Raw genomic sequence first — 22,144 nt, forward strand, 5'->3', positions numbered from 1 at the left:
TCGTTAACTGTAAACATCGAACAGAAACAAATTAGCAACATTTATACCTTAAAATAAACACTCCCTACTCCAAAATTCATCTATTGGCTTAACAAAAATTGATCGAAGTCGCAAACGTAGTAAATAAGGGCGATATGGCACATTTTCTGGCAGGGATATAAAGGAAAATGGGTCACTAAAATATGAAAATTTTTGCAACTTGTTTGCATAAAATGAGCGCATTGCACCAAGATAACTCATCAGGCCGCACCAAAGTGGCGCGCTCGGTGAATCAGGAACAATTCAACTCGGTATCCGTTGATAGGCAAGGTATTAAGTAAGAAACCGATATGAATGATTTCATGAAATATTGAGGTGAATATTGCATCGGTTCATGACGGTTTTTATGAATAAATATGGTATTGGCGGGTATTGACGATTCAGAGGCCGAAAACGGGATCATCAGCGGAATCAATAGACTCCGCTGACGCAATGGAATGAGCTTAACACTCGATGGCATTGACCGCTAATCCGCCACGAGATGTTTCTTTATATTTATCCTGCATATCCCGACCCGTATCTCTCATCGTGCGGATCACTTTATCAAGCGAAATAAAATGCTCCCCATTACCGCGTAACGCCATATTGGCTGCGTTGATTGATTTCACCGCTGCTATGGCATTGCGTTCAATACAAGGGACTTGAACTAACCCTCCGACGGGATCACAGGTAAGCCCCAAATTGTGCTCGAGGGCAATTTCGGCTGCATTTTCGACCTGCTCAGGTGTGCCGCCAAGCACTTCTGTCAACCCGGCAGCAGCCATCGCACTGGCAGATCCGACTTCACCCTGGCATCCGACTTCAGCACCGGATATCGACGCATTCATTTTACACAAGGCGCCAATCGCACTGGCCGCCAGAAAATATTTATGGACATCTTCCGGCTTGGCTTTCGGATGAAAACGCATGTGATACATCAAAACCGCAGGCATAATCCCGGCAGCACCATTAGTCGGGGCCGTCACCATTCGTCCCCCGGCAGCATTCTCTTCATTCACTGCCAACGCATAAAGATTCACCCAGTCCATCCCACTCAGTGAGGTATAGATGACGTTGTCATCATTGGATTGAATCAAAGAACGATGCAGAGAAGACGCTCGTCGCTTCACTTGTAGCCCGCCGGGTAAAGTCCCCTCTTGCTCAATACCGTTGGCAATACATTCCTGCATGACTTGCCACAGTTGGTCAATCCCGGCATCGATTTCCGGTACCGTCCGCCAGGATTGTTCATTTTTCATGACTAATTCACTGATTCGCAACTTGTGTTTGTGACAAATTTCGAGAAGCTCTTTGGCGGTAGAAAACTCATAAGGGAGTTGAATCTGGGGCGTCACATATTCAGTCTTTTGAATCGACGCTTCATCCAACACAAACCCGCCACCAATCGAATAATAAATATTTTCGGCCACAACCGCATTATCCGCACCGTAAGCAGCCAAATACATCGCATTGGGGTGATATGGTAAAGGTTCATCAATAAACAGCAGATCGGTATGCCAGTCGAAAGAAATGGTCTTCTGTTTTGCCAACCGTAATGTGCCTGTTTCTACGGTTGCTTTGATTGCCGGTTCAATCGCCGAGGGGTCAATCGTATCGGGCTGATATCCCATCAGTCCCATAACCGTAGCCTTATCTGTACCGTGCCCGACGCCTGTTGCACTGAGCGAGCCGTATAATTTGATTCCGACCCGCTCGATGCTGGCCAACACTTGTCGGTTCACCAGTGTTTCAGCAAAAAGACTGGCTGCCCGCATCGGGCCGACAGTATGAGAGCTGGATGGTCCGATACCGATTTTAAACAGATCAAATACGCTGATACTCATGGCTCGCTCCTACAAAAATCCGTTTCTTGTTATATGCTGAATTATTGGTGATTCAGACCATGAAGACATGCTCTAAAACGACATCCTGACGACTGATGTCGACGAGAAAATGATAAAGGGAACCAAATGGTTCCCTTTATCATTATTGTATAGCAGAGCATCGCGCATCTTTCTGTCTTTATTCACATGCAACCCTGCGATTTTCAAACCTCACCGTTGAGATTAATTACTGAAAACCACGGTTCGGTTACCACTGAGAAACACCCGCCGCTCGACATGATAACGAACAGCGTTAAATAGCGTAATCCGCTCAATATCCTGCCCCTTCGAGACCAAATCCTCAGGGTAATGCGCATGATCCACCGGCTGAATGCCCTGCGTAATAATCGGACCTTCATCCAGATCGTTATTGACATAATGTGCGGTCGCCCCGACCATCTTTACACCTTTTTCCCAAGCCTGATGATAAGGACGGGCACCTTTGAATCCGGGCAGCAGCGAGTGATGGATATTAATCGCCCGACCGTCTAAAGCTGCACACATTTCAGGTGACAGCACTTGCATATAGCGGGCTAATACCACTAAATCAACCTGATACTGTTCAACCAGTTGTAAAATCTGTTCTTCCTGCTCCCGTTTGGTTTCGGGAGTGATCGGCAGGTGGTAATAGGGAATATCATGCCATTTCGCCAGCGACTCTAAATCGGGATGATTGGAAATAATCACCGGTACTTCGATATTGAGCTGACCGGTCCGGTAGCGAAACAATAAATCATTCAGGCAATGGTCAAATTTCGAAACCAGTATCGCCACCCGGTCTTTCTTATTCGCCGGATAAAGTTGCCAAGTCATCTCAAACGGCTCGGCTCTTGCTGCAAAGTGTTGATTAAACTGCTCAGGAGAGAAATGCTCATCTTCCGGCGTAAACTCGATCCGCAAAAAGAACTGATTAAGCACCCGATCATCAAATGAATGGATCTCATTGATATAATTTGCCGATTCCGCCATAAAACGGGTGACGACATCAACCGTACCTAAACGGCTGGGACAGCTTGCTGTTACAATCCAAGTATCAGAAGAAGGACTCATTCGTTACTCCAGTAAAAATTGCCGGGTCACAACCCGGCAGAATCTTTATATCTTATTTTTCAATGGCTAAACCGTATTCTTTACCGGCATCCGAGAACCACCGCCAGATATAGTCGGCAAAACTGCGACGTACAATAATCTGCCAGCGCTGCTCGTCAGCCCGCCTGAATATGGCTGAACTCTTCGCCAATACGGAGCCCGCAATCTTACCGACCGGAAACTCCTTCGGATGCACATCGAGCGTGGTGCTTTTCTTCAGCAGACTGACCGCCTGAGGGCCACTTAACTCAATAACCGTCTGACCGCCACTCTGATTGACAATTGAAAAATGACCGGAGAGATATTCACGCAGTGCAACTTCCACATCGTAAGCCTGTTCACCGGGAACCAGAATCAACCATTCATCAGGGCTCATCCAACAAATCGCTTTATCATCTTTTTCAGCGGATGTCAGAGGCAATGTTGGCAATGGGAGCCCCAGTACCTTCGCAACTGCATCAATCACACCTTGATCATGACTGTCACCTCTGAGTGTGAGATGCCCCAGCAGGGCAATCTCTTTCATCGTGACACCTGCGACCTCAGAATTCGAGACAACAGTAGCCTTTTTACTCATGTGCAGTGGTGTTTGAGCCGGCACCGACGCATATTGATCCATCACTGCGACAAGGTCAGACCCGGACGCTTGTTGTTTTTCAGGGCTTAATACATCAGACATTCTGCCGTTCTCCTTTTGGATCAAAAAATACCGCGCTACAAATTTCAGCTTCAACCACCCGTCCGTCAACCAATGGGTAATAGACTTTCTCTCCCATCCGCTCCAGACCGTTTTTCACAAATCCCATCGCAATACTGCGATTCAGATTTGCACTCCAGTAACTTGACGTCACATGACCGAGCATTTCCATCGGTACCGGCTGATTCGGGTCGTTGACCGCCTGTGCCCCTTCGGGTAACACGACTTGCGGATCGACGGTTTTCAGCCCGACCAGTTGTTTGCGTCCTTCACGGGCGTTACTTTCCAGTGCCATACCGCGCTTACCGATAAAGCTGAACGGTTTATTGTTACCGACACACCACCCCATATTCAGGTCATACGGTGTGACAGAGCCATCCGTATCCTGTCCGGCGATAATGAAGCCTTTTTCAGCACGCAGAATATGCATGGTTTCTGTACCGTAAGGCGTCAGATTGTATTTTTCACCATGCTCGAATAGTTTGTCCCAGACATATTGGGCATAGTTCGCCTGCACATTAATCTCAAATGACAGCTCTCCGGTAAATGAGATCCGGAAGATGCGGGCAGGGACACCTGCAACATGTGCCTGTTTCCAGTCCATAAACTTAAAGTTATCGTTGCTCAGATCAATGTCAGTCAGCTCGGCCAGTAATTTACGGCTGTTTGGTCCGCCAACCGTCATCGTCGCCCAGTGATCGGTCACACTGGTGAAATAAACTTCCAGCTCCGGCCATTCGGTCTGATGATAGAATTCCAGCCACTCAAGCACGCGTGCTGCGCCGCCGGAAGTAGTCGTCATCAGGAAGTGATTCTCACCGAGACAAGAAGTCACCCCATCATCAAACACCATGCCGTCTTCACCACACATCAGGCCATAGCGACATTTACCGACAGCCAGTTTCGCCCAAGCATTGGTATAAACGCGACCGATAAATTCACGGGCATCTTTGCCCTGAATATCGATTTTACCCAGCGTGGATGCATCGAGAACCCCGACACTTTCGCGGACGGCTTTACATTCACGATTCAACGCTTCCTGCATGGTTTCGTTACCCCGCGGGTAATACCAAGGCCGTTTCCACTGACCGACATCTTCAAATTTTGCACCGTGAGCAACATGCCACTCATACATTGCGGTATAACGCATCGGGTCAAACAGGTCATTACAGTGACGACCGCTAATGGCACCAAAGGTAATCGGTGTATAATTGGGTCTGAAAATTGTCGTCCCGGTATCAGGGATTGTCTGCCCCAGTTTCTTGGCAGCAATCGCCATCCCATTGATATTACCCAATTTCCCTTGATCGGTACCAAAGCCCATTGCGGTATAGCGCTTGACGTGTTCAATGGATTCGAAACCTTCCAGCGTTGCCAGCTCAATGCCGGCAGCCGTGACATCATTCTGATAGTCAACAAACTGTTTTGGCGCCCGAGAAGTGGGTTTGGTATGGGGCACATGGAACAGTGCCATCGCCGGGCCTTCTTTAACTGTCGCCACTTGTGGAACAGTGACTTTTTCTGCACTAAAGCCGAGTAGTTCGGTGACTTTATGGCCGATAGCCACCCCTTGCTTGAGCACTTCGTCCAGATTGAACAGGCCATTGATCGAACCTGCCGTTAACTGACGTTGTACCGTTCTGCCGGGAATAAAACCGATCACGCTGTCATCCCAAATCGGACGACTGCCGGTGTGACAAGATAAATGAACCACCGGGCTCCAGCCACCGGAGCTGGCAATCGTGTCACAGCCAAGGGTGCGGACATTACCGGTTACTTTGTCCCCCTCACTATCGATACTTGCGACAACGGCACCGGAGACACGTTTCTTACCTTCGACATCAATCACCGCACTGCCGGACATCACCGGAATGCCAAGTGCCTTGGCTTTATCAATCAGTTCGCCTTGCGGCTTTGCCCGTGTATCAACGATCGCAACGACTTCACGACCAGCGTTCAACCAATCGATCGCCGTCTGATAAGCCCCGTCATTAGTAGTCATCAGTACCAGTTTTTCTCCCGGTACCACACAATAACGATTGATGTAAGTTGATACCGCTGATGCAAGCATACAGCCGGGAACATCATTGTTACCGTAAACCAGCGGCCGCTCATGGGCACCGGTCGCCAGCACGACCCAGCGGGCACGAACCCGGTGCAAACGCTGACGAACCTGATTCGGTCCGGCCCGATCAGCCAGATGGTCGGTTTTCCGTTCGTGAATCGTCAGAAAATTATGGTCGTGATAACCATTGACGGTTGCACGTTTCAGCAACATCACATCCGGATAGCTTTCCAGCTCATCAACCACATTCCGCACCCATTCAAGGGCTGGTTTACCATCAATAATATCTTGCGTGCTGAGCAGACTGCCACCGAACTCATTCTGTTCATCGGCAATAATGACTCTGGCACCGGCACGCGCAGCACTCAGTGCAGCCGTTAGTCCGGCAGGGCCGGCACCGACAACCATCAGATCACAGTGTTGATTCATGTGATCGTAGGTATCCGGGTCATTTTCCAGCGGAGAACGGCCAAGCCCGGCAGCTTTACGAATATATTTTTCGTAAGTCGGCCACATCGAGGCCGGAGACATAAATGTTTTGTAATAAAATCCCGGCGGCATCATCTTACCGCTGAATTTACCGAAGACCCCCATGAGATCTTTTTCAACATTCGGCCAGCCATTGGTTGATGCACAGACCAAACCATCGAACAACTCTTGTTGTGTTGCCCGGACATTCGGCACCTGAGTCGCTTCAGTCGCTCCCAGCTGTAAAATTGCATTCGGCTCTTCCGCCCCGGCGGCTACAATCCCGCGCGGACGACTATATTTAAAACTACGACCAACGATATCAATGCCGTTGGCTAATAATGCTGATGCAACCGTATCCCCTTTGAACCCTTGGTAACGATGACCGTTATATGTGAAATTCAGCGGTTTTGAATGATCAATACGGCCACCTGACGACAAGCGATTTTTCTGCTTCATAGTTCCGCTCCTTAGCCCTGTTTCGCTATGCTTTCAGGTTGTTCACCGATTTTATAAACCTGCTTGATTTCGTAAGTCACTGTATCTCGGGACACATTGAAGAATTTTCTGCACCCAAACGCGTGATACCAGATCTCATGATGTAACCCACGGGGATTGCTCCGAAAATGGAGAAATTCTCCCCACTCTTTATCGCTACACTGTTCAGGGTCAAGCGGGCGAGAAATATGTGCCTGACCTTTCACATGAAACTCTTCTTCTTCCCGCACTTCATGACAGTGCGGGCAATAGATGTGAAACATAGATGCTCTCCTTCGCTTAGTGTGCTACGCCCGCTGCGCCATGCTCATCCACCAATGCACCATCATGAAAACGGAACATCGAAAATGGTTTTGCCAACGCATGTGCTTCACCTTTTGCCAGTGTGGCAGCAAAAACATGTCCTGATCCGGGAGTCGCCTTGAAGCCTCCCGTTCCCCAACCACAGTTGAAGAACAGATTCTCAACCGGCGTATCTGAGATAATCGGACAGGCATCATGGGTTGTATCCACGATACCGCCCCACTGACGGTTCATGCGGACACGACTAAAGATTGGGAAGAGCTCAACTATCGCCTGTAGCGTATGCTCAATCGTATGATATGACCCACGCTGGCCGTAACCGTTATAGCCATCAATCCCGGCACCGATAACTAAGTCACCTTTATCAGACTGACTGACATAACCATGCACGTGGTTCGACATCACCACGGTATCCAGAATCGGTTTAATCGGCTCAGACACCAGTGCTTGTAACGGGTGAGATTCAAGCGGCATTTCAAAACCAGCCATTTTGGCCATCACCCCCGAGTTGCCTGCGGTTACACAACCGACTCGGTTTGCTTTGATAATTCCGTGACGGTTGGTTTTCACCCCGACAATCGCACCATCTTCAATGACCATATCGGTCACTTCACATTGCTGAATCAAATCAACACCGTAACTATCTGCGCCGCGGGCATAACCCCATGCCACAGCGTCGTGACGGGCAACCCCACCGCGTGGCTGCCACGAAGCCCCCATCACCGGATAACGGCGGTTCTGTGAACAGTCCATATGCGGTACGATTTCTTGTACCTGCTTGGCATCCAAAACTTCACCATCGATACCATTGAGACGGTTCGCATTGACCCGCCGCTCGATATCGCGCATATCCTGTAGGGTATGACCGAGATTCAACACACCACGCTGCGAAAACATGACGTTATAGTTCAAATCCTGAGACAGACCTTCCCAGAGTTTCATCGCATGTTCATAAAGATGAGCCGCTTCATCCCACAAGTAATTTGACCGGACGATGGTGGTGTTGCGAGCTGTGTTTCCGCCGCCCAGATAGCCTTTTTCAATCACGGCAACATTGGTAATGCCATGCTCTTTCGCCAAATAATAAGCCGTTGCCAAACCGTGACCGCCGCCCCCGATGATAATGACATCATATTTCTTCTTGGGTTTTGGATTACGCCAGACACGTTGCCAGTTTTCGTGATAGGCGAAACTGTGCTTCAACAGCCCAAATCCAGAATAACGCTCCATAAATACTACTCCCAGACAATCCTTAGCAGACTCAGCGATACACAGGGAATTCAGCGCAAAGCGCGATTACCTGTGACTTAACTTGTTCGATGGTGCTCTCCAGCTTTGCTTCATCATCAAGGACATCGAGAATGTCAGCAATCCAGCCGGCCAACAGCGTACATTCTTTCTCTTTAAATCCTCGGGTGGTGACGACAGGAGAGCCGATACGCAACCCTGACGTCACAAACGGTGACTGCGGGTCATTAGGAACAGCATTCTTGTTGACGGTAATATTAGCTTTGCCCAGTGCAGCATCGGCTGCTTTACCGGTTAAACCCTGCTTGATTAAGCTGAGCAAGAACAGATGGTTATCGGTGCCGTCAGAGACGATGTCGAATCCACGGCTGCTCAATACTTCAGCCATCACCTGCGCATTAAGAATGACTTGTTGCTGATAATCTCGGAACTCTGGCTGGAGAGCTTCCTGAAAAGCAACGGCTTTCGCCGCAATCACATGCATCAACGGACCGCCCTGACCACCGGGGAAAACCGCTGAGTTGAGTTTCTTTTCCAGTTCAGGATTACTTTGTGCCAGAATCAGCCCCCCACGCGGACCACGCAGGGTTTTGTGGGTTGTGGTGGTGACAACGTCAGCCCAAGGGACAGGGTTAGGATAGAGTTTTGCTGCAACCAGACCGGCAACATGAGCCATATCGACAAACAGATATGCATCGACCATATCAGCAATTTCACGAAAACGTGCCCAGTCAACTTTTCTTGAATAAGCCGAGAAACCGGCCACAATCATTTTCGGATGATGCTCTTTGGCTAAACGCTCAACCTGATCATAATCGATTTCACCGGTTTCAGGGTTGAGGCCATACTGTACCGCATTGTAGATTTTTCCGGAGAAGCTGACTTTGGCGCCATGCGTTAAGTGTCCGCCATGATCAAGACTCATTCCCAGAATCGTATCGCCCGGATTACACAATGCCATATAAACCGCAGCATTCGCCTGAGAACCCGAGTGTGGTTGCACGTTAGCGTAATCAGCACAAAAAAGACGGCAGGCACGCTCGATGGCCAGGCTTTCCACCTGATCGACATACTCACAGCCACCATAATAACGTTTTGCCGGATAGCCCTCGGCATACTTGTTTGTCAGAACAGAGCCCTGCGCTTCCATGACACGCGGACTAGTATAGTTTTCTGATGCAATCAGCTCGATGTGTTCTTCCTGTCGCTTTGCTTCAAGCTGCATTGCCGCCCATACCGCATCATCGAAACCGGCTATCGAATCATTCTTTGTAAACATTTATTTTTCTCCATGCTGACCTTTTATTCAGGGCATATCGTCCTTACCCGCTGATGTTATCGGCTGACCTCTATGTCGATATGTTTCGAAACGCCTCACCGATGTCGATTTGCGACATAGTGGTGAATAAAAAAATGAGGATGAAAACGATGGCTCAGGCATTGTCAGTCTGTCGCTTCCCCGTTTTAATTGAACAAAGTTCAATCATTACGGTGCAAGATGTCTTAAAAATGTCGTCAGTAGATACACTTCTCCGGCTTTCTTCACGCTAAACCATTCAAGAGTCATTGATTTTAGTGTATTGTTAAGCTCTATTGATGCTGGGGAAAGATGACTGTCAGAGACCGCCCCCAACACTTTCGGCATAATTTTTTGATTTGTAATAATTAATTGACTAAAGGATACCAACACTACTATGACGTACGCGCCTGTTGTTGACGTATTAAGCGGCAAGCTCGCGGTTGACAGTGAAGTCACTGTCCGCGGCTGGATCCGTACACGTCGTGATTCCAAAGCCGGAATTTCGTTTCTTGCCATTTATGACGGTTCTTGTTTCGACCCGATTCAGGCCGTGGTCCCGAATAATCTCAATAATTACAATGAAGAAGTGTTAAAGCTGACAACCGGTTGTTCTGTCGAAGTCACCGGCACAATCGTCGCGTCTCCGGCACAAGGTCAGGACTTTGAGCTGGCAGCAACAGCGGTCAAGGTTGTCGGATGGGTCGAAGATGCAGACACTTATCCGATGGCAAAAACTCGTCACTCAATCGAGTACCTGCGTGAAGTCGCACACCTGCGTCCGCGTACGAATGTAATTGGTGCCGTTGCCCGGGTGCGTAACTGCCTTTCTCAGGCAATTCACCGTTTTTATCATGAACAGGGATTTTTCTGGGTTTCGACGCCGCTGATCACCGCTGCTGACTGTGAAGGTGCCGGTGAAATGTTCCGCGTTTCCACGCTGGATCTGACCAACCTGCCGCTGACAGAGCAAGGCAACGTGGACTTTAACGAAGATTTCTTCGGCAAAGAGACATTTTTGACCGTTTCAGGTCAGCTAAACGGTGAAACCTACGCTTGTGCCCTGAGCAAAATTTACACGTTCGGTCCGACATTCCGGGCAGAAAACTCCAATACCAGCCGCCACTTAGCAGAATTTTGGATGGTGGAACCAGAAGTTGCATTTGCCGAACTGGACGACATCGCCAAACTTGCTGAAGATATGCTCAAGTACGTTTTTAAAGCCGTACTTGAAGAGCGTCGTGATGATCTGGAATTCTTTGCTCAAAGAATCGATAAAGATGTGATTAACCGCCTGGAAAACTTTGTCGAGTCAGATTTCGCACAAGTTGATTACACCGATGCGATTCAAATCCTGCTCGATTCCGGTAAAGAATTTGAGTTCCCGGTTGAATGGGGTATCGACATGTCTTCAGAACATGAGCGCTACCTCGCTGAAGAGCACTTTAAAGCACCGGTTGTGGTGAAAAACTATCCGAAAGATATCAAAGCATTTTATATGCGGATGAATGATGACGGTAAAACCGTTGCTGCAATGGATGTGCTCGCTCCGGGAATCGGTGAAATTATCGGAGGCTCTCAGCGTGAAGAACGTTTGAACATCCTTGATCAACGGATGCTTGATATGGGAATCGAACCGGAAAGTATGAACTGGTATCGTGACTTACGCCGTTACGGCACCGTTCCTCATTCAGGATTCGGTCTCGGCTTCGAACGGTTGGTCTCTTATGTCACAGGTATGGGGAACATCCGCGATGTGATTCCATTCCCGAGAACACCGCGTTCAGCAAACTTCTAAGCCAGATCCCCTTGATCACTCTCAATGCCATCGTTTCCGGTGGCATTTTTATTTTTCCCCGGTTTTACTTGCCTACTGATTTCCAGAGGCTGTTGACACAAAACCGTTCACCCTGTCAGGAAAACAGGATCAGAAATTATTTACTTTTTTCATCGTGTGACGGTTGTAACAAGATAGCCATAGAGGTATAAATAATTGCATCACGATGTCACGAAACTGGCATAAAAACTCACCATTTCCTTTCAATTTTACACGGATGAAAAACATGTTTGAAAAAGTTGTCGCAGCACCGGCTGATCCCATTCTCGGACTCACTGAAGAGTTCAAAAGCGATCCCCGTTCAGAGAAGATTAATCTCGGGGTTGGGATCTATAAAGATGAATCCGGTCAGACACCGATCCTCGCGACAGTAAAAAAAGCGGAAGCCATACTGCTCGAATCAGAAAAAACAAAATCTTATCTCACCATTGAAGGAATGGCTGATTATGCACTGGCGGTACAGAAGCTTCTGTTTGGCTCAGACGCAGAAATCGTCACCAGTCAACGAGCGAAAACATCTCAGGCGCCGGGCGGAACCGGTGCGCTGCGTGTCGCCGGTGAATTCATCAAACGTCATTTGAGCAGCACGAAAATCTGGATCAGTAATCCAACCTGGGCTAACCATAACGGCGTTTTTAAGGCTGCCGGCCTCGAAGTCGCACAATACAGCTATTATAACGCGGCAACCAAAGATAAAGATTTTGCTGCAATGGTTGCCGACCTGCAAGGTGCCAGTGCCGGTGATATCGTTTTATTACACGGTTGCTGCCATAACCCGACTGGGATTGACCCGACCCTTGAAGAGTGGGAAACGCTGGCAAAACTTGTGGCAGAGAAAGGATTGATTCCTCTGTTTGATTTTGCTTATCAAGGCTTTGCTAAAGGGGTTGAAGAAGATGCTGCGGGTCTGCGGATCTTTGCCCGTTATAATCAAGAGTTACTCGTTGCCAGCTCGTTTTCGAAAAATTTCGGCCTGTATAGCGAACGTGTCGGTGCATTCACGCTTGTAGCTGAATCCAAAGAGATTGCGACGACAGCATTTTCCCAAGTGAAAAGCATTATTCGTTCAATCTATTCCAATCCCCCTGCTCACGGCGCTGCTGTTGTCACAACAATTCTGAATCATCCTGAGCTTCATGCTGAGTGGATTCAAGAAGTGGCAGAAATGCGTGATCGCATTCAAGAAATGCGTGATCTGTTCGTTGTAACCTTAAAAGAGCAAGGTGTTGAGCAAGACTTTAGCTTCATTGCGCGTCAAAACGGCATGTTCTCATTCTCGGGTCTCAGCCCTGAGCAAGTCGCACAGCTAAAAAATGAGTTTGGGATTTATATTGTCGGATCAGGAAGAATTAGTGTTGCCGGTATGACAAAAGACAACATGTTGCCATTGTGTAAGGCTATCGCTGCAGTCATTTAATTCGTTGCGGTGATATCATAAAGTGTTGGCGATAAAAACATCCCGGAATCTCCGGGATGTTTTGTATCAACTGACCGATATCATTAAGAAATACGATAAACTGCACACAGTTTATTGCCTGTCGGATCACGCAGATAGGCTAAATATAACTCCCGACCGGAATGCGCGCGAATACCCGGAGGATCCTCACAAGTGACACCGCCATTTTCGACTCCCGCTTGGTGCCACGCATCAGCTTGTTCTGGATTTGAGACGCTAAAACCGATAGTCATCCCGTTCCCCGGGGTTGCTTCCTGACCATTCACGGGAGATGTGACGATAAAAACACCTTCAGAATTTGCATAGATACAGCGACCTTTTTCATCAATCACCCCAGCCGGATAACCTAAAACAGCCAAAGTTGCATCGTAAAACGCTTTTGATTTTTCGATATCGTTTGAACCAACGACGATGTGACTAAACATGAGCTCTCCTTTTGATAAGTAGCATATTTATATCAATAACATGCGGATTTATCTTGCTACAAGGAGAACCGGCTGTCTAGGGGCTATTGATCGATTTCGTTCAGTCTGACGAAATACCACAATCCCAGCGTTTAGAAGAGCGCATTCTTTGCTGAATCATTTCGACACTCATTGGCTTGTCAAAATAATAGCCCTGAACCAGACAGCCGGTCGCAGTATGATTGGTCAATGCCAGCAATTGTGCGTAAGTTTCTACGCCTTCCGCCACAACACGGAAAGGCGCCGACTGCCCTATCGCCAGTATGGTTTTGATCAGAGAGCAACTCTCTTCACTACATAACATCTTGTCGATAAAACTTTTATCAATCTTCACTTCATCAATCGGCAGCTGATTGAGATAACTCAAAGAGGCATAACCTTTACCAAAGTCATCCAGCGAGATGCGAAGACCAGCCCGTCTCAAAGAGAATAAAACCTCTCTGGCTTGTTGAAATTCGCGAATAAAAGCACTCTCCGTAATTTCAATATGAATTCGGCTGATATCAATGCCGACATGCTCAATGATTGCAGTAATATCATTCACAAATCCCGGAGTCAGAAGCTGCTTTGCCGAAACATTGACATTCAGGCTTAACGCATAAAGACCATTCGGACTCAATGCTAAGACCTCTCGGCAAGCCCGTTCAAAAATATAGTTTCCCAATGTATAAATCAGACCGACATCTTCCGCAATATGGATAAACTCTTCCGGCGCCACTGCACCGAGAACATCATTATCCCACCGAACCAAAGCTTCAAGACCGAGCACATTCCACGTTTTGACGTGCACTAACGGCTGGTAGCAGATAAACATTTCATGTTTACGCAACGCATGTTGCAGCTGGGCTTCAATCGCAATGAAATGCTGCAAATGCGCATGAATTTCCTGATTGTAGAAGACAACGCTTCCCCGTTGTTTTTTCTTCGCCTGATAAAGCACTACATCGGCTTTATGCAATAACTCCTCTGCTGATGTTCCATCATCAGGATATAAGCTGGCTCCGATACTGCATGTCGTTTGTAATTGCGTCCCACCCAGCTCAAACGGCTCATCAAATACCCGTTGTATCCGTGAAACTTTATGTTCAGCTTCGGCTTTTTGTAACAATTCCGAAAAGCAAAAAACAAATTCATCGCCCCCGAATCTAGAAACGAATTCATGCGCCCCCAGTAAGTGACGAAAACGCTCAGCAACGGTCATCAATAACTGATCGCCCGTCGCGTGACCATACGTGTCATTAATTTTCTTAAATTCATCCAGGTCAACAAATACAATCACCAGATATTGCGCCTGCGATTTAGCGCGCAGTCTGAATACCTCCTTTTGAACGCCCTTTAAAAACATCATCCGATTGGGCAATGAGGTCAACACATCATGCATCGCCATAAAATGCATCTGATCCCGAGAATCTTCGACATGCTCGATATGCTGACGAATTTTTTCCTGATAGCGGGAAAAGCGGCCTGCGATCAGCCGACCAATATAAAAAGACAGCAGTAAAACTATCCCCGAGAACAACACACTGAAGATAACAATATTCCACAATGCTTGGTCACTTTTCTTTTTGATCTGGGCGAATTTTTGCTGAAAGTAATGATCAAAGCGCTCCATCGGAAATCCGGCAACGACATGCCATCCCCAATCGCCTAAACTTTCGATATAAAGCATTGATTCATCACCGGCTTCCCCGTTATTGAATACCATCTTCCCTTGCACAAACCGGCTGGGAAGATGAGACTGAGCAAGACTTTGCCAGGTATCACTCTTCCCTTCAGGCAATAATATATGTTTCAGTTGTTTCCCGATGTAGACAGATGCATTATCCGCCAAAACCCGGCCATATTGATCAACAACCGATATCATATATGCGCCACCACTTTGGTGACGGACATGCTCATAAGGATATTGATCAATCCACTTGAGTAATGACTGCTGAACGTTGTGTTCCATATCCGTAACATTTTCAACCGCACCGATGACCCAACCCAGTGGGGAGAAATATTTACCAAATCCCATTTTTTCTCGCTGACTTGGCTCCGACATAGATGAAGGAAATTGGGACTGGACATCCCAGCGGAAAAAAGATTCGCCCTGACGTTCTATCTGTCTCAGAAAATCTTCAGAGACCGGTACGTCGGGATGAAAAGAGGCGGGTAAAACTTGAATATTCTCAGACTGTTTCTTCAATATTCCCGATTGAAGGCGTGACTGAATAAAGAAGTAGCCAGAACGGGGAAGCTCACTTTGAGATTGAAGCGCCTGTGTCACAGCAAGTTTAATCTCTTCCGGAGACAGGGCATTATCTTGATCATAGAGGTGACGGATGAGTTCATACGCGTCATAAACCCGTTGACGAACCTGAAACTGAAGATGTTGCATCAGATAGGACTTTTGCCGGCCGAATTCTTTGTGAATCAATGCGACATGCTGCTGGGTCAGCAACTTCTCTGAGAGCATCATCTCATGGTACAGCGCACTGCTATTTTCAGCTAATCGTTGCCGGTCCGCTTCATACAAATAGCTATTTAGCACCAGTGCCAGACAACCAACGACAAATATTGGCGCCAGTTGAATAATCCACAATAAATGTCGCTCATTTCCCAAAGGCGAATTAGCACTACTCATAGCCGCAAATTCTCAAATCATATTAGCATTATTTTTCGAAACGCTTTCCACAATTGTTGGGGAAAGCGGAATAAAACACTTCTCAGTTTATTATTTAATAATATTCTTATTGATAGCAGGTTAACTTGTTTAGATTAGAAAATCACCAATAAAATTCAACTCAAAGATTCATTTTAACGTCGTGTCTCAATATTGCCGGTTGACGCTCAATGATAATTTTTCCGGCTCTGACTGACCAAAGGACATCACTCTGATTTCTCAAAACAGAGACATCATCAATGCCATCCAAAATAATCAAATGCCCGGGGTTTCCTTCGGCAATACCATATTGATCAGAGATATTCAGCACGCGGGCACCATGGTCGGTAATAAAACTGAGTGCATTCACTAGGTCTTCATATCCCATCATATGACAAGCATGAATTGCAAAATCTAGTTCACGTAACAATTTTCCATTTCCCAAGGTGTACCACGGGTCTTGTATCGAGTCTTGCGCCAAAGCAACATTAATTCCCGCCCGATGAAGTTCTTTCACCCGGGTAATCCCCCGCCGTTTCGGAAATTCATCAAAGCGTCCCTGCAAATGCATATTTTCAGTCGGACAAGAAACGAAATTAATCTGTGACTTTTTCAGTAACCGAAATAATTTTGAACAATAAGCATTATTATATGAATGCATGGCAGTTGTATGACTGGCAGTCACTTTTGCGCCCATATTCAGTTCCAGTGCTACTGTTGCCAATACTTCAAGAAAGCGGGAATTTTCATCGTCAATTTCATCACAATGCACATCGACTAACTTCCCGTGTCGGCGGGCAAACTCGACAACCCAGTGCATCGATTCAACGCCGTATTCCCGGGTAAATTCAAAATGAGGAATGCCCCCGACGACATCAATCCCGATTTCCAATGCCTGTTCCATCAATGCCTTACCGTTCGGGTAAGAGAAAATACCTTCCTGCGGGAAAGCGACGATTTGTAAATCAAGGTAGGGTTGGAGTACCGGTTTCAACTGGTTAATCGCTTTCAATGCAGTCAATTCGGGATCGGTCACATCAACATGGGTACGAATATACTGAACACCATTGGCAATCAGCAATTCAGCCGCAGTCAGTACACGTCGTTTAACATCATCGATATCCAGTAGTGCTTTTCTTTCCGCCCAGCACTCAATGCCCTCAAAGAGCGTGCCACTCATATTCCAGCGCGGTTCACCGGCGGTCAGAACCGCATCGAGATGAATGTGAGGTTCCACAAACGGGGCACAACATAATTTCCCCATGGCATCAATATCCGCAGCTTCATCAAGCTGACCAGATTGCAATTGGATTTTCTGAAAAATACCATCTTCAATTTGAATCGAGTAGAGTCCTTCAGTCCCTCTTAAACGTGCGTTGATAATTTTCATTTCTTATTTCCCTTCATCATCGTGGTCATACATCCTTGTTTGAGAATAGTAGTATTTGATAGCAGTTGTATTTGAGAACAGTTGTATTTGAGAACAGTTGTATTTAATTACAATCCAGTCCATAAAAAGAGCCCCAATCACACGGATCAGGGCTCTTTTACTACGTGACACACATTTGGATGATTCACCACATCTTAGAGTTTGAAGCGGGAGATTTCTCGTCCGAGCTCCGTCATCAAGCGATGAACTTCCTGTGCTTCTTCAGCGGCCAGCTGAGCTTCATGGGTCATCTGATCACTCACTTCCCGGACAGACTCGGTGTTACCATTAATATCCGCGGTCACTAAAGACTGCTCTTCTGCTGCCGAAGCAATCTGTGTTGCCATATCACTGATCGTGTTAATCGATTCACTGATCATCTGCAGTTTCTCACCGGTATGATTAAAGTCTTCAACACTATTTTCAACCAAATGGTGGCTGGCCTGCATTACACTGACCGCATTGTTGGTGACTTTCTGCAACCCTTCGATCTTCGACTGAATTTCTTCTGTGGACGCATGCGTTCTTTGCGACAGCACGCGTACTTCATCGGCAACCACCGCGAAACCGCGTCCCTGCTCCCCTGCTCTCGCAGCTTCAATTGCAGCATTCAAGGCTAACAGGTTGGTCTGTTCGGCAATCGCCCGAATCGTTGACAAAATCGTTGATATTTCGTTCGCATGAACTTCAAGGTCACCGATAATTCCGGCAGCGCGAGTCAGTTCTTCAGCCAGTTGGTTAATCGACTTCATGCTTTTCTGCATCTGCTCATAACCTTCCGAGCCTAACTCAACCGACTGGTTAGCGCTTTTCGCAGTGTTTTCAGCATTACCGGCAATCTCAGCCGTTGCAGACGCCATTTCAGTCACCGCTGTGGCAACCATGGTGATTTCATCCTGCTGGGTCTTCAGTTGTTGGCTACGCTTCGTCGCAGCAGATGCTGCGCTGTCTGCTTTTTGGTTCAGGGCGATTGACACATCGTGAACTTTTTTCACCATCATATGCAGCCGATCAACAAATTTGTTGAATCGTTCTGCCAACAAGCCGACTTCATCTTTACGATCAACTTCAAGCCGTTTCGTCAGGTCACCATTCCCTTCAGCAATTTCAGCTAATGCATCACCGATGTCACCAATGGCTTTGAGTTGTCGGGAGAGTACCCATGATGTTAACAGTGCAATCACAACGAGGATGACGATAGCGATAATAATTTGCTTCAACAGCAACGAATTCATCGGTTTTTCCAACGTTGCCTGATCCATAATCATGATCAGCATCCAGTCGGTGTGTGCAATGTTTTGCCCCATCACCACTTTATTCTTCCCGCCAATATCGATAAACAGAAGCTCACCGGAATCAGAGATTTGAGACAGAGACTGAATATTCAACTGTGGGATCGCTTCGCTGATAGGTTTCAAAATCAGGTCTTTCTTCGGATGTGCAACCACCGTGCCTTTTTTATTCACCAGAATTGAATAGCCATCACCCAACACTTTCATTTTTAAGACATCATTAATTAACTGATCCAACGCCAGATTCGACGCAGCAACACCAATTAACTGACCATCTTTATAGATCGGATCGGCCAGAGTCACCACGAGTTTTTGCATTGTCACACTGACATACGGATCAGTTGTAACCGCTTCATTTTTGGACTTCGCTAGTTTATACCAGCCTCTGACCCGGGGATCATAACCAGGTTTGTTCAGGGAAGGATCTTGTCTGTACATCTCCCCTTTTTCATTACCGTAATAGCTCAAACCGAATCCGCCAGATTTAAACGTTTGTCTTAAATGAGGTACAACATCTAAGTTCGGATCCCGTTCGATTTCATCTTTTAATCCTTCAATTGCCAACTGCTTATCATGGAACCATTCACCAATCCCTTTTGCATAAGCCATTAACGTATTGCGACTTTCACTCTGAATGGCACGCCAGCTATCTTGCTTAAACGACTGATAGCTGACAATCACTAAAATTGCTGCCGTCAAGGTAATCGCAGCAACAACAGAAAGAACAATCTTCCTTTTCAAACTCAATTGCATAGGAAGCACTCCCTAAGTTTGTGAAACAATTTTGCATGTTATTCAACAGATAACTCACAATGAAATGACGAACAATCGCCATTTGTCATTTAAAATCTTTTTAGTGATCCATTTATGTTTTATTCACTGGTTTTTATATTTCCTAACTATAGATGAACAACATCAAAATAGGAGAAGAGATATGTGAAATACCTCTAAATCAAACATTAAAAGGTACATTCATCATATACATTGTGGTTAATGGTAACCAATACATACATCTCACTCCTGAAAACACCAGAATTTCATCCTATTTTTCCCACAGTTACGAGATGAAAATGATCATCTGTCCCCCTTTTAACGACACTAATCACGTTTTCTTGAATCTAAATCTCAATAAGATACATCTCATCGTCAAACGTCGAATGAACATACTCCGAGGCAAGCGAAGAGGCTGATAGACACATCATCAATAAGTGATGCAATAGAAAGGAAAGCCCCGAATCACCATACTGAACCGGGGCCGGATATCGCTGATTGATGCGCGAATGCTGCGGCAATCGGATCAACGATTTATGTCAGCCAAAGATGGAAAAGCTGTTGAGATATTGCTGGCTAACGATTACGTAGCAATCATCAAATGATTGATTCTATGTCAAAGTTTGAAGCGGGAAATCTCCCGACCCAGTTCAGTCATCAAGCGATGAACTTCCTGTGCTTCGTCAGCGGCCAGCTGAGCTTCATGAGTCATCTGGTCACTGACTTCACGGATAGATTCAGTATTACCATTAATATCCGCGGTCACCAGAGACTGTTCTTCTGCTGCCGAAGCAATCTGTGTCGCCATATCACTAATCATCGTAATCGATTCACTGATCCGCTGGAGTTTATCACCCGTATGGCTGAAGTCTTGTACACTATTCTCAACCAAATGATGGCTGGCCTGCATCACGCTGACCGCATTGTTGGTGACTTTCTGCAATCCTTCAATCTTCGACTGAATTTCTTCTGTGGATGCATGCGTTCTTTGCGACAGCACGCGTACTTCATCGGCAACCACCGCGAAACCACGCCCCTGCTCCCCTGCTCTCGCAGCTTCAATTGCAGCATTCAAAGCTAACAGGTTGGTCTGTTCGGCAATCGCCCGAATCGTCGACAGAATCGTTGATATATCGTTCGCATGAACTTCAAGGTCACCGATAATCCCGGCGGCGCGAGTCAGTTCTTCGGCCAGTTGATTAATCAACTTCATGCTTTTCTGCATTTGCCCATAACCTTCCGCTCCCAGCTCAACCGACTGGTTAGCGCTTTTCGCAGTGTTTTCAGCATTACCGGCAATCTCAGCGGTCGCAGAAGTCATTTCAGTCACCGCTGTAGCGACCATGGTAATTTCATCCTGCTGGGTCTTCAGTTGCTGGCTGCGCTTCGTCGCAGCCGATGCTGCACTGTCTGCTTTTTGGTTCAGGGCGATTGACACATCGTGAACTTTTTTCACCATCGTATGCAGCCGATCAACAAATTTGTTGAATCGTTCTGCCAACAAGCCGACTTCATCCTTACGATCAACGTTCAATCGTTTCGTCAGGTCGCCATTCCCTTCAGCAATTTCAGCCAATGCATCACCAATGTCACCAATGGCTTTGAGTTGTCGGGAGAGTACCCACGATGTTAATAGTGCAATCACGACAAGGATCAAGATAGCGATGATGATTTGCTTCAGCAGCAACGAATTCATCGGTTTTTCCAAGGTTGCCTGATCCATAATTATCAGCAACATCCAGTCCGTGTGTGCAATGTTTTGCCCCATCACCACTTTATTCTTCCCGTCAATATCGACGAACAGTGGTTGTCCTGAATCAGAAGCCTGAGACAGAGACTGAATATTCAACTGTGGGATCGCTTCACTGATAGGTTTGAGGAGCAAATCTTTGTTCGGATGCGCAACGACCGTGCCTTTCTTATTCACCAGAACCGAATAACCGTCGCCCAATACGTTCATGTTTAAGACGTCACTCGTTAATTGATCCAACGCCAGATCCGACGCGGCAACACCGATAAACCGGCCATTCTGCCGAACCGGTTCTGCCAGAGTCACAACCAGCTGTTGCATCGTTACACTGACATACGGTTCAGTTATCACTGCCGCACTCTTTGACTTCACCAGTTTATACCAACCTCTGACACGTGGATCATAACCGGGCTTGTTCAGGGTAGGATCTTGCCTGTACATCTCTCCTTTCTCATTGCCGTAATAACTCAAACCGAATCCGCCAGATTTCAACGTTTGTCTTAAATGGGGAATAACATCTAAAGCCGGGTTCCGTTCGATTTCATCTTTTAGCCCTGTGATTGCTAATTGCTTATCATGAAACCATTCACTGATCCCTTTTGCATAAGCCATCAACGTATTACGATTCTCACTCTGAATCGCTCGCCAGCTATCTTTTTTAAATGACTGATAACTAACCATCACTAAAATGGTGGCCGTTAAGGTAATTGCAGCAACAACAGAAAGAACAATCTTCCTTTTCAAACTCAATTGCATAGGAAGTACTCCCTAAAATTATAAAACAACCTCGTATGTCATTTTAATGATGACCGATACACACACTTCATTTCAAAAAATCATCAAGATTTACAACTACATTACACGACAGTATTAGATAAAAATCATAACCAACTCACTTTTAATAACATTAATATGCTTTATTTCATCTAAATATC

The 22,144-nt window shown here is 46.6% G+C and carries 14 protein-coding genes; 2 read left to right on the plus strand and 12 right to left on the minus strand.

What is annotated here, in order from left to right; translation table 11 throughout:
* Positions 1 to 482: 482 nt before the first annotated feature.
* The 7 genes from VR7878_RS00240 to glyA form a co-directional block, all read right to left on the minus strand.
* Positions 483 to 1,862 carry an L-serine ammonia-lyase gene (locus VR7878_RS00240; protein ID WP_077332307.1) on the minus strand — a complete coding sequence of 460 codons (1,380 nt, stop codon included), beginning with the start codon at positions 1,860 to 1,862 and terminating at the stop codon, positions 483 to 485.
* Between the two features lie 222 nt (positions 1,863 to 2,084).
* Entirely contained in the window at positions 2,085 to 2,951 is an 867-nt protein-coding gene (purU, locus tag VR7878_RS00245; protein WP_077332308.1) for a formyltetrahydrofolate deformylase, read from the minus strand.
* A gap of 52 nt (positions 2,952 to 3,003) precedes the next feature.
* On the minus strand, positions 3,004 to 3,669 hold the full coding sequence (locus tag VR7878_RS00250; RefSeq protein WP_077332310.1) for a sarcosine oxidase subunit gamma: 666 nt from the start codon (positions 3,667 to 3,669) through the stop codon (positions 3,004 to 3,006).
* On the minus strand, positions 3,662 to 6,679 hold the full coding sequence (locus tag VR7878_RS00255; protein ID WP_077332312.1) for a sarcosine oxidase subunit alpha: 3,018 nt from the start codon (positions 6,677 to 6,679) through the stop codon (positions 3,662 to 3,664). The genes VR7878_RS00250 and VR7878_RS00255 overlap by 8 nt, the downstream gene beginning before the upstream one ends.
* A gap of 11 nt (positions 6,680 to 6,690) precedes the next feature.
* The gene (locus tag VR7878_RS00260; protein ID WP_077332314.1) at positions 6,691 to 6,981 is read right to left on the minus strand and encodes a sarcosine oxidase subunit delta; all 291 of its coding nucleotides are present in this window, start codon (positions 6,979 to 6,981) and stop codon (positions 6,691 to 6,693) included.
* 16 nt (positions 6,982 to 6,997) lie between these two features.
* Positions 6,998 to 8,251: a sarcosine oxidase subunit beta family protein gene (locus VR7878_RS00265; RefSeq protein ID WP_077332316.1), complete on the minus strand. Its 1,254-nt coding sequence runs from the start codon at positions 8,249 to 8,251 to the stop codon at positions 6,998 to 7,000.
* A 31-nt stretch (positions 8,252 to 8,282) separates the two neighbouring features.
* Positions 8,283 to 9,548 (minus strand): serine hydroxymethyltransferase, encoded by a 1,266-nt coding sequence (gene glyA / locus VR7878_RS00270; RefSeq protein ID WP_077332318.1) that lies wholly within the window; start codon positions 9,546 to 9,548, stop codon positions 8,283 to 8,285.
* 415 nt (positions 9,549 to 9,963) lie between these two features.
* Between glyA and asnS the strand changes: the two genes are divergently transcribed.
* Positions 9,964 to 11,364, plus strand: a complete 1,401-nt coding sequence (gene asnS / locus VR7878_RS00275; protein WP_077332320.1) for an asparagine--tRNA ligase — start codon at positions 9,964 to 9,966, stop codon at positions 11,362 to 11,364.
* A 265-nt stretch (positions 11,365 to 11,629) separates the two neighbouring features.
* On the plus strand, positions 11,630 to 12,820 hold the full coding sequence (locus VR7878_RS00280; protein ID WP_077332322.1) for an amino acid aminotransferase: 1,191 nt from the start codon (positions 11,630 to 11,632) through the stop codon (positions 12,818 to 12,820).
* An 83-nt stretch (positions 12,821 to 12,903) separates the two neighbouring features.
* Here the strand turns inward: VR7878_RS00280 and VR7878_RS00285 are convergent, their stop codons facing one another.
* From VR7878_RS00285 to VR7878_RS00305, 5 genes are all read right to left on the minus strand, one after another.
* Positions 12,904 to 13,284: a VOC family protein gene (locus tag VR7878_RS00285; RefSeq protein ID WP_077332324.1), complete on the minus strand. Its 381-nt coding sequence runs from the start codon at positions 13,282 to 13,284 to the stop codon at positions 12,904 to 12,906.
* A 100-nt stretch (positions 13,285 to 13,384) separates the two neighbouring features.
* Complete coding sequence (locus VR7878_RS00290; protein ID WP_077332326.1) at positions 13,385 to 15,949, minus strand: bifunctional diguanylate cyclase/phosphodiesterase; 2,565 nt, start codon at positions 15,947 to 15,949, stop codon at positions 13,385 to 13,387.
* Positions 15,950 to 16,109: 160 nt separating this feature from the next.
* Complete coding sequence (gene codA / locus VR7878_RS00295) at positions 16,110 to 17,357, minus strand: cytosine deaminase (protein ID WP_077332328.1); 1,248 nt, start codon at positions 17,355 to 17,357, stop codon at positions 16,110 to 16,112.
* Positions 17,358 to 17,551: 194 nt separating this feature from the next.
* Positions 17,552 to 19,441, minus strand: a complete 1,890-nt coding sequence (locus VR7878_RS00300; RefSeq protein WP_077332330.1) for a methyl-accepting chemotaxis protein — start codon at positions 19,439 to 19,441, stop codon at positions 17,552 to 17,554.
* A 634-nt stretch (positions 19,442 to 20,075) separates the two neighbouring features.
* On the minus strand, positions 20,076 to 21,965 hold the full coding sequence (locus VR7878_RS00305; protein ID WP_077332332.1) for a methyl-accepting chemotaxis protein: 1,890 nt from the start codon (positions 21,963 to 21,965) through the stop codon (positions 20,076 to 20,078).
* Between the last annotated feature and the right edge of the window lie 179 nt (positions 21,966 to 22,144).

It is taken from the genome of Vibrio ruber DSM 16370, from assembly GCF_900163965.1.
GTDB classification, from domain to species: Bacteria; Pseudomonadota; Gammaproteobacteria; order Enterobacterales; family Vibrionaceae; genus Vibrio; species Vibrio ruber.

Excerpts from the sequence above, each read along its gene's own strand:
- VR7878_RS00300 (WP_077332330.1), bottom strand. The coding sequence starts at position 19,441 with ATGCAATTGAGTTTGAAAAGGAAGATTGTTCTTTCTGTTGTTGCTGCG.
- VR7878_RS00305 (WP_077332332.1), bottom strand. The coding sequence starts at position 21,965 with ATGCAATTGAGTTTGAAAAGGAAGATTGTTCTTTCTGTTGTTGCTGCA.
- purU (WP_077332308.1), bottom strand. The coding sequence starts at position 2,951 with ATGAGTCCTTCTTCTGATACTTGGATTGTAACAGCAAGCTGTCCCAGC.
- VR7878_RS00255 (WP_077332312.1), bottom strand. The coding sequence starts at position 6,679 with ATGAAGCAGAAAAATCGCTTGTCGTCAGGTGGCCGTATTGATCATTCA.
- glyA (WP_077332318.1), bottom strand. The coding sequence starts at position 9,548 with ATGTTTACAAAGAATGATTCGATAGCCGGTTTCGATGATGCGGTATGG.
- asnS (WP_077332320.1), top strand. The coding sequence starts at position 9,964 with ATGACGTACGCGCCTGTTGTTGACGTATTAAGCGGCAAGCTCGCGGTT.
- VR7878_RS00240 (WP_077332307.1), bottom strand. The coding sequence starts at position 1,862 with ATGAGTATCAGCGTATTTGATCTGTTTAAAATCGGTATCGGACCATCC.
- VR7878_RS00285 (WP_077332324.1), bottom strand. The coding sequence starts at position 13,284 with ATGTTTAGTCACATCGTCGTTGGTTCAAACGATATCGAAAAATCAAAA.
- VR7878_RS00250 (WP_077332310.1), bottom strand. The coding sequence starts at position 3,669 with ATGTCTGATGTATTAAGCCCTGAAAAACAACAAGCGTCCGGGTCTGAC.
- VR7878_RS00280 (WP_077332322.1), top strand. The coding sequence starts at position 11,630 with ATGTTTGAAAAAGTTGTCGCAGCACCGGCTGATCCCATTCTCGGACTC.
- VR7878_RS00265 (WP_077332316.1), bottom strand. The coding sequence starts at position 8,251 with ATGGAGCGTTATTCTGGATTTGGGCTGTTGAAGCACAGTTTCGCCTAT.
- VR7878_RS00290 (WP_077332326.1), bottom strand. The coding sequence starts at position 15,949 with ATGAGTAGTGCTAATTCGCCTTTGGGAAATGAGCGACATTTATTGTGG.
- VR7878_RS00260 (WP_077332314.1), bottom strand. The coding sequence starts at position 6,981 with ATGTTTCACATCTATTGCCCGCACTGTCATGAAGTGCGGGAAGAAGAA.
- codA (WP_077332328.1), bottom strand. The coding sequence starts at position 17,357 with ATGAAAATTATCAACGCACGTTTAAGAGGGACTGAAGGACTCTACTCG.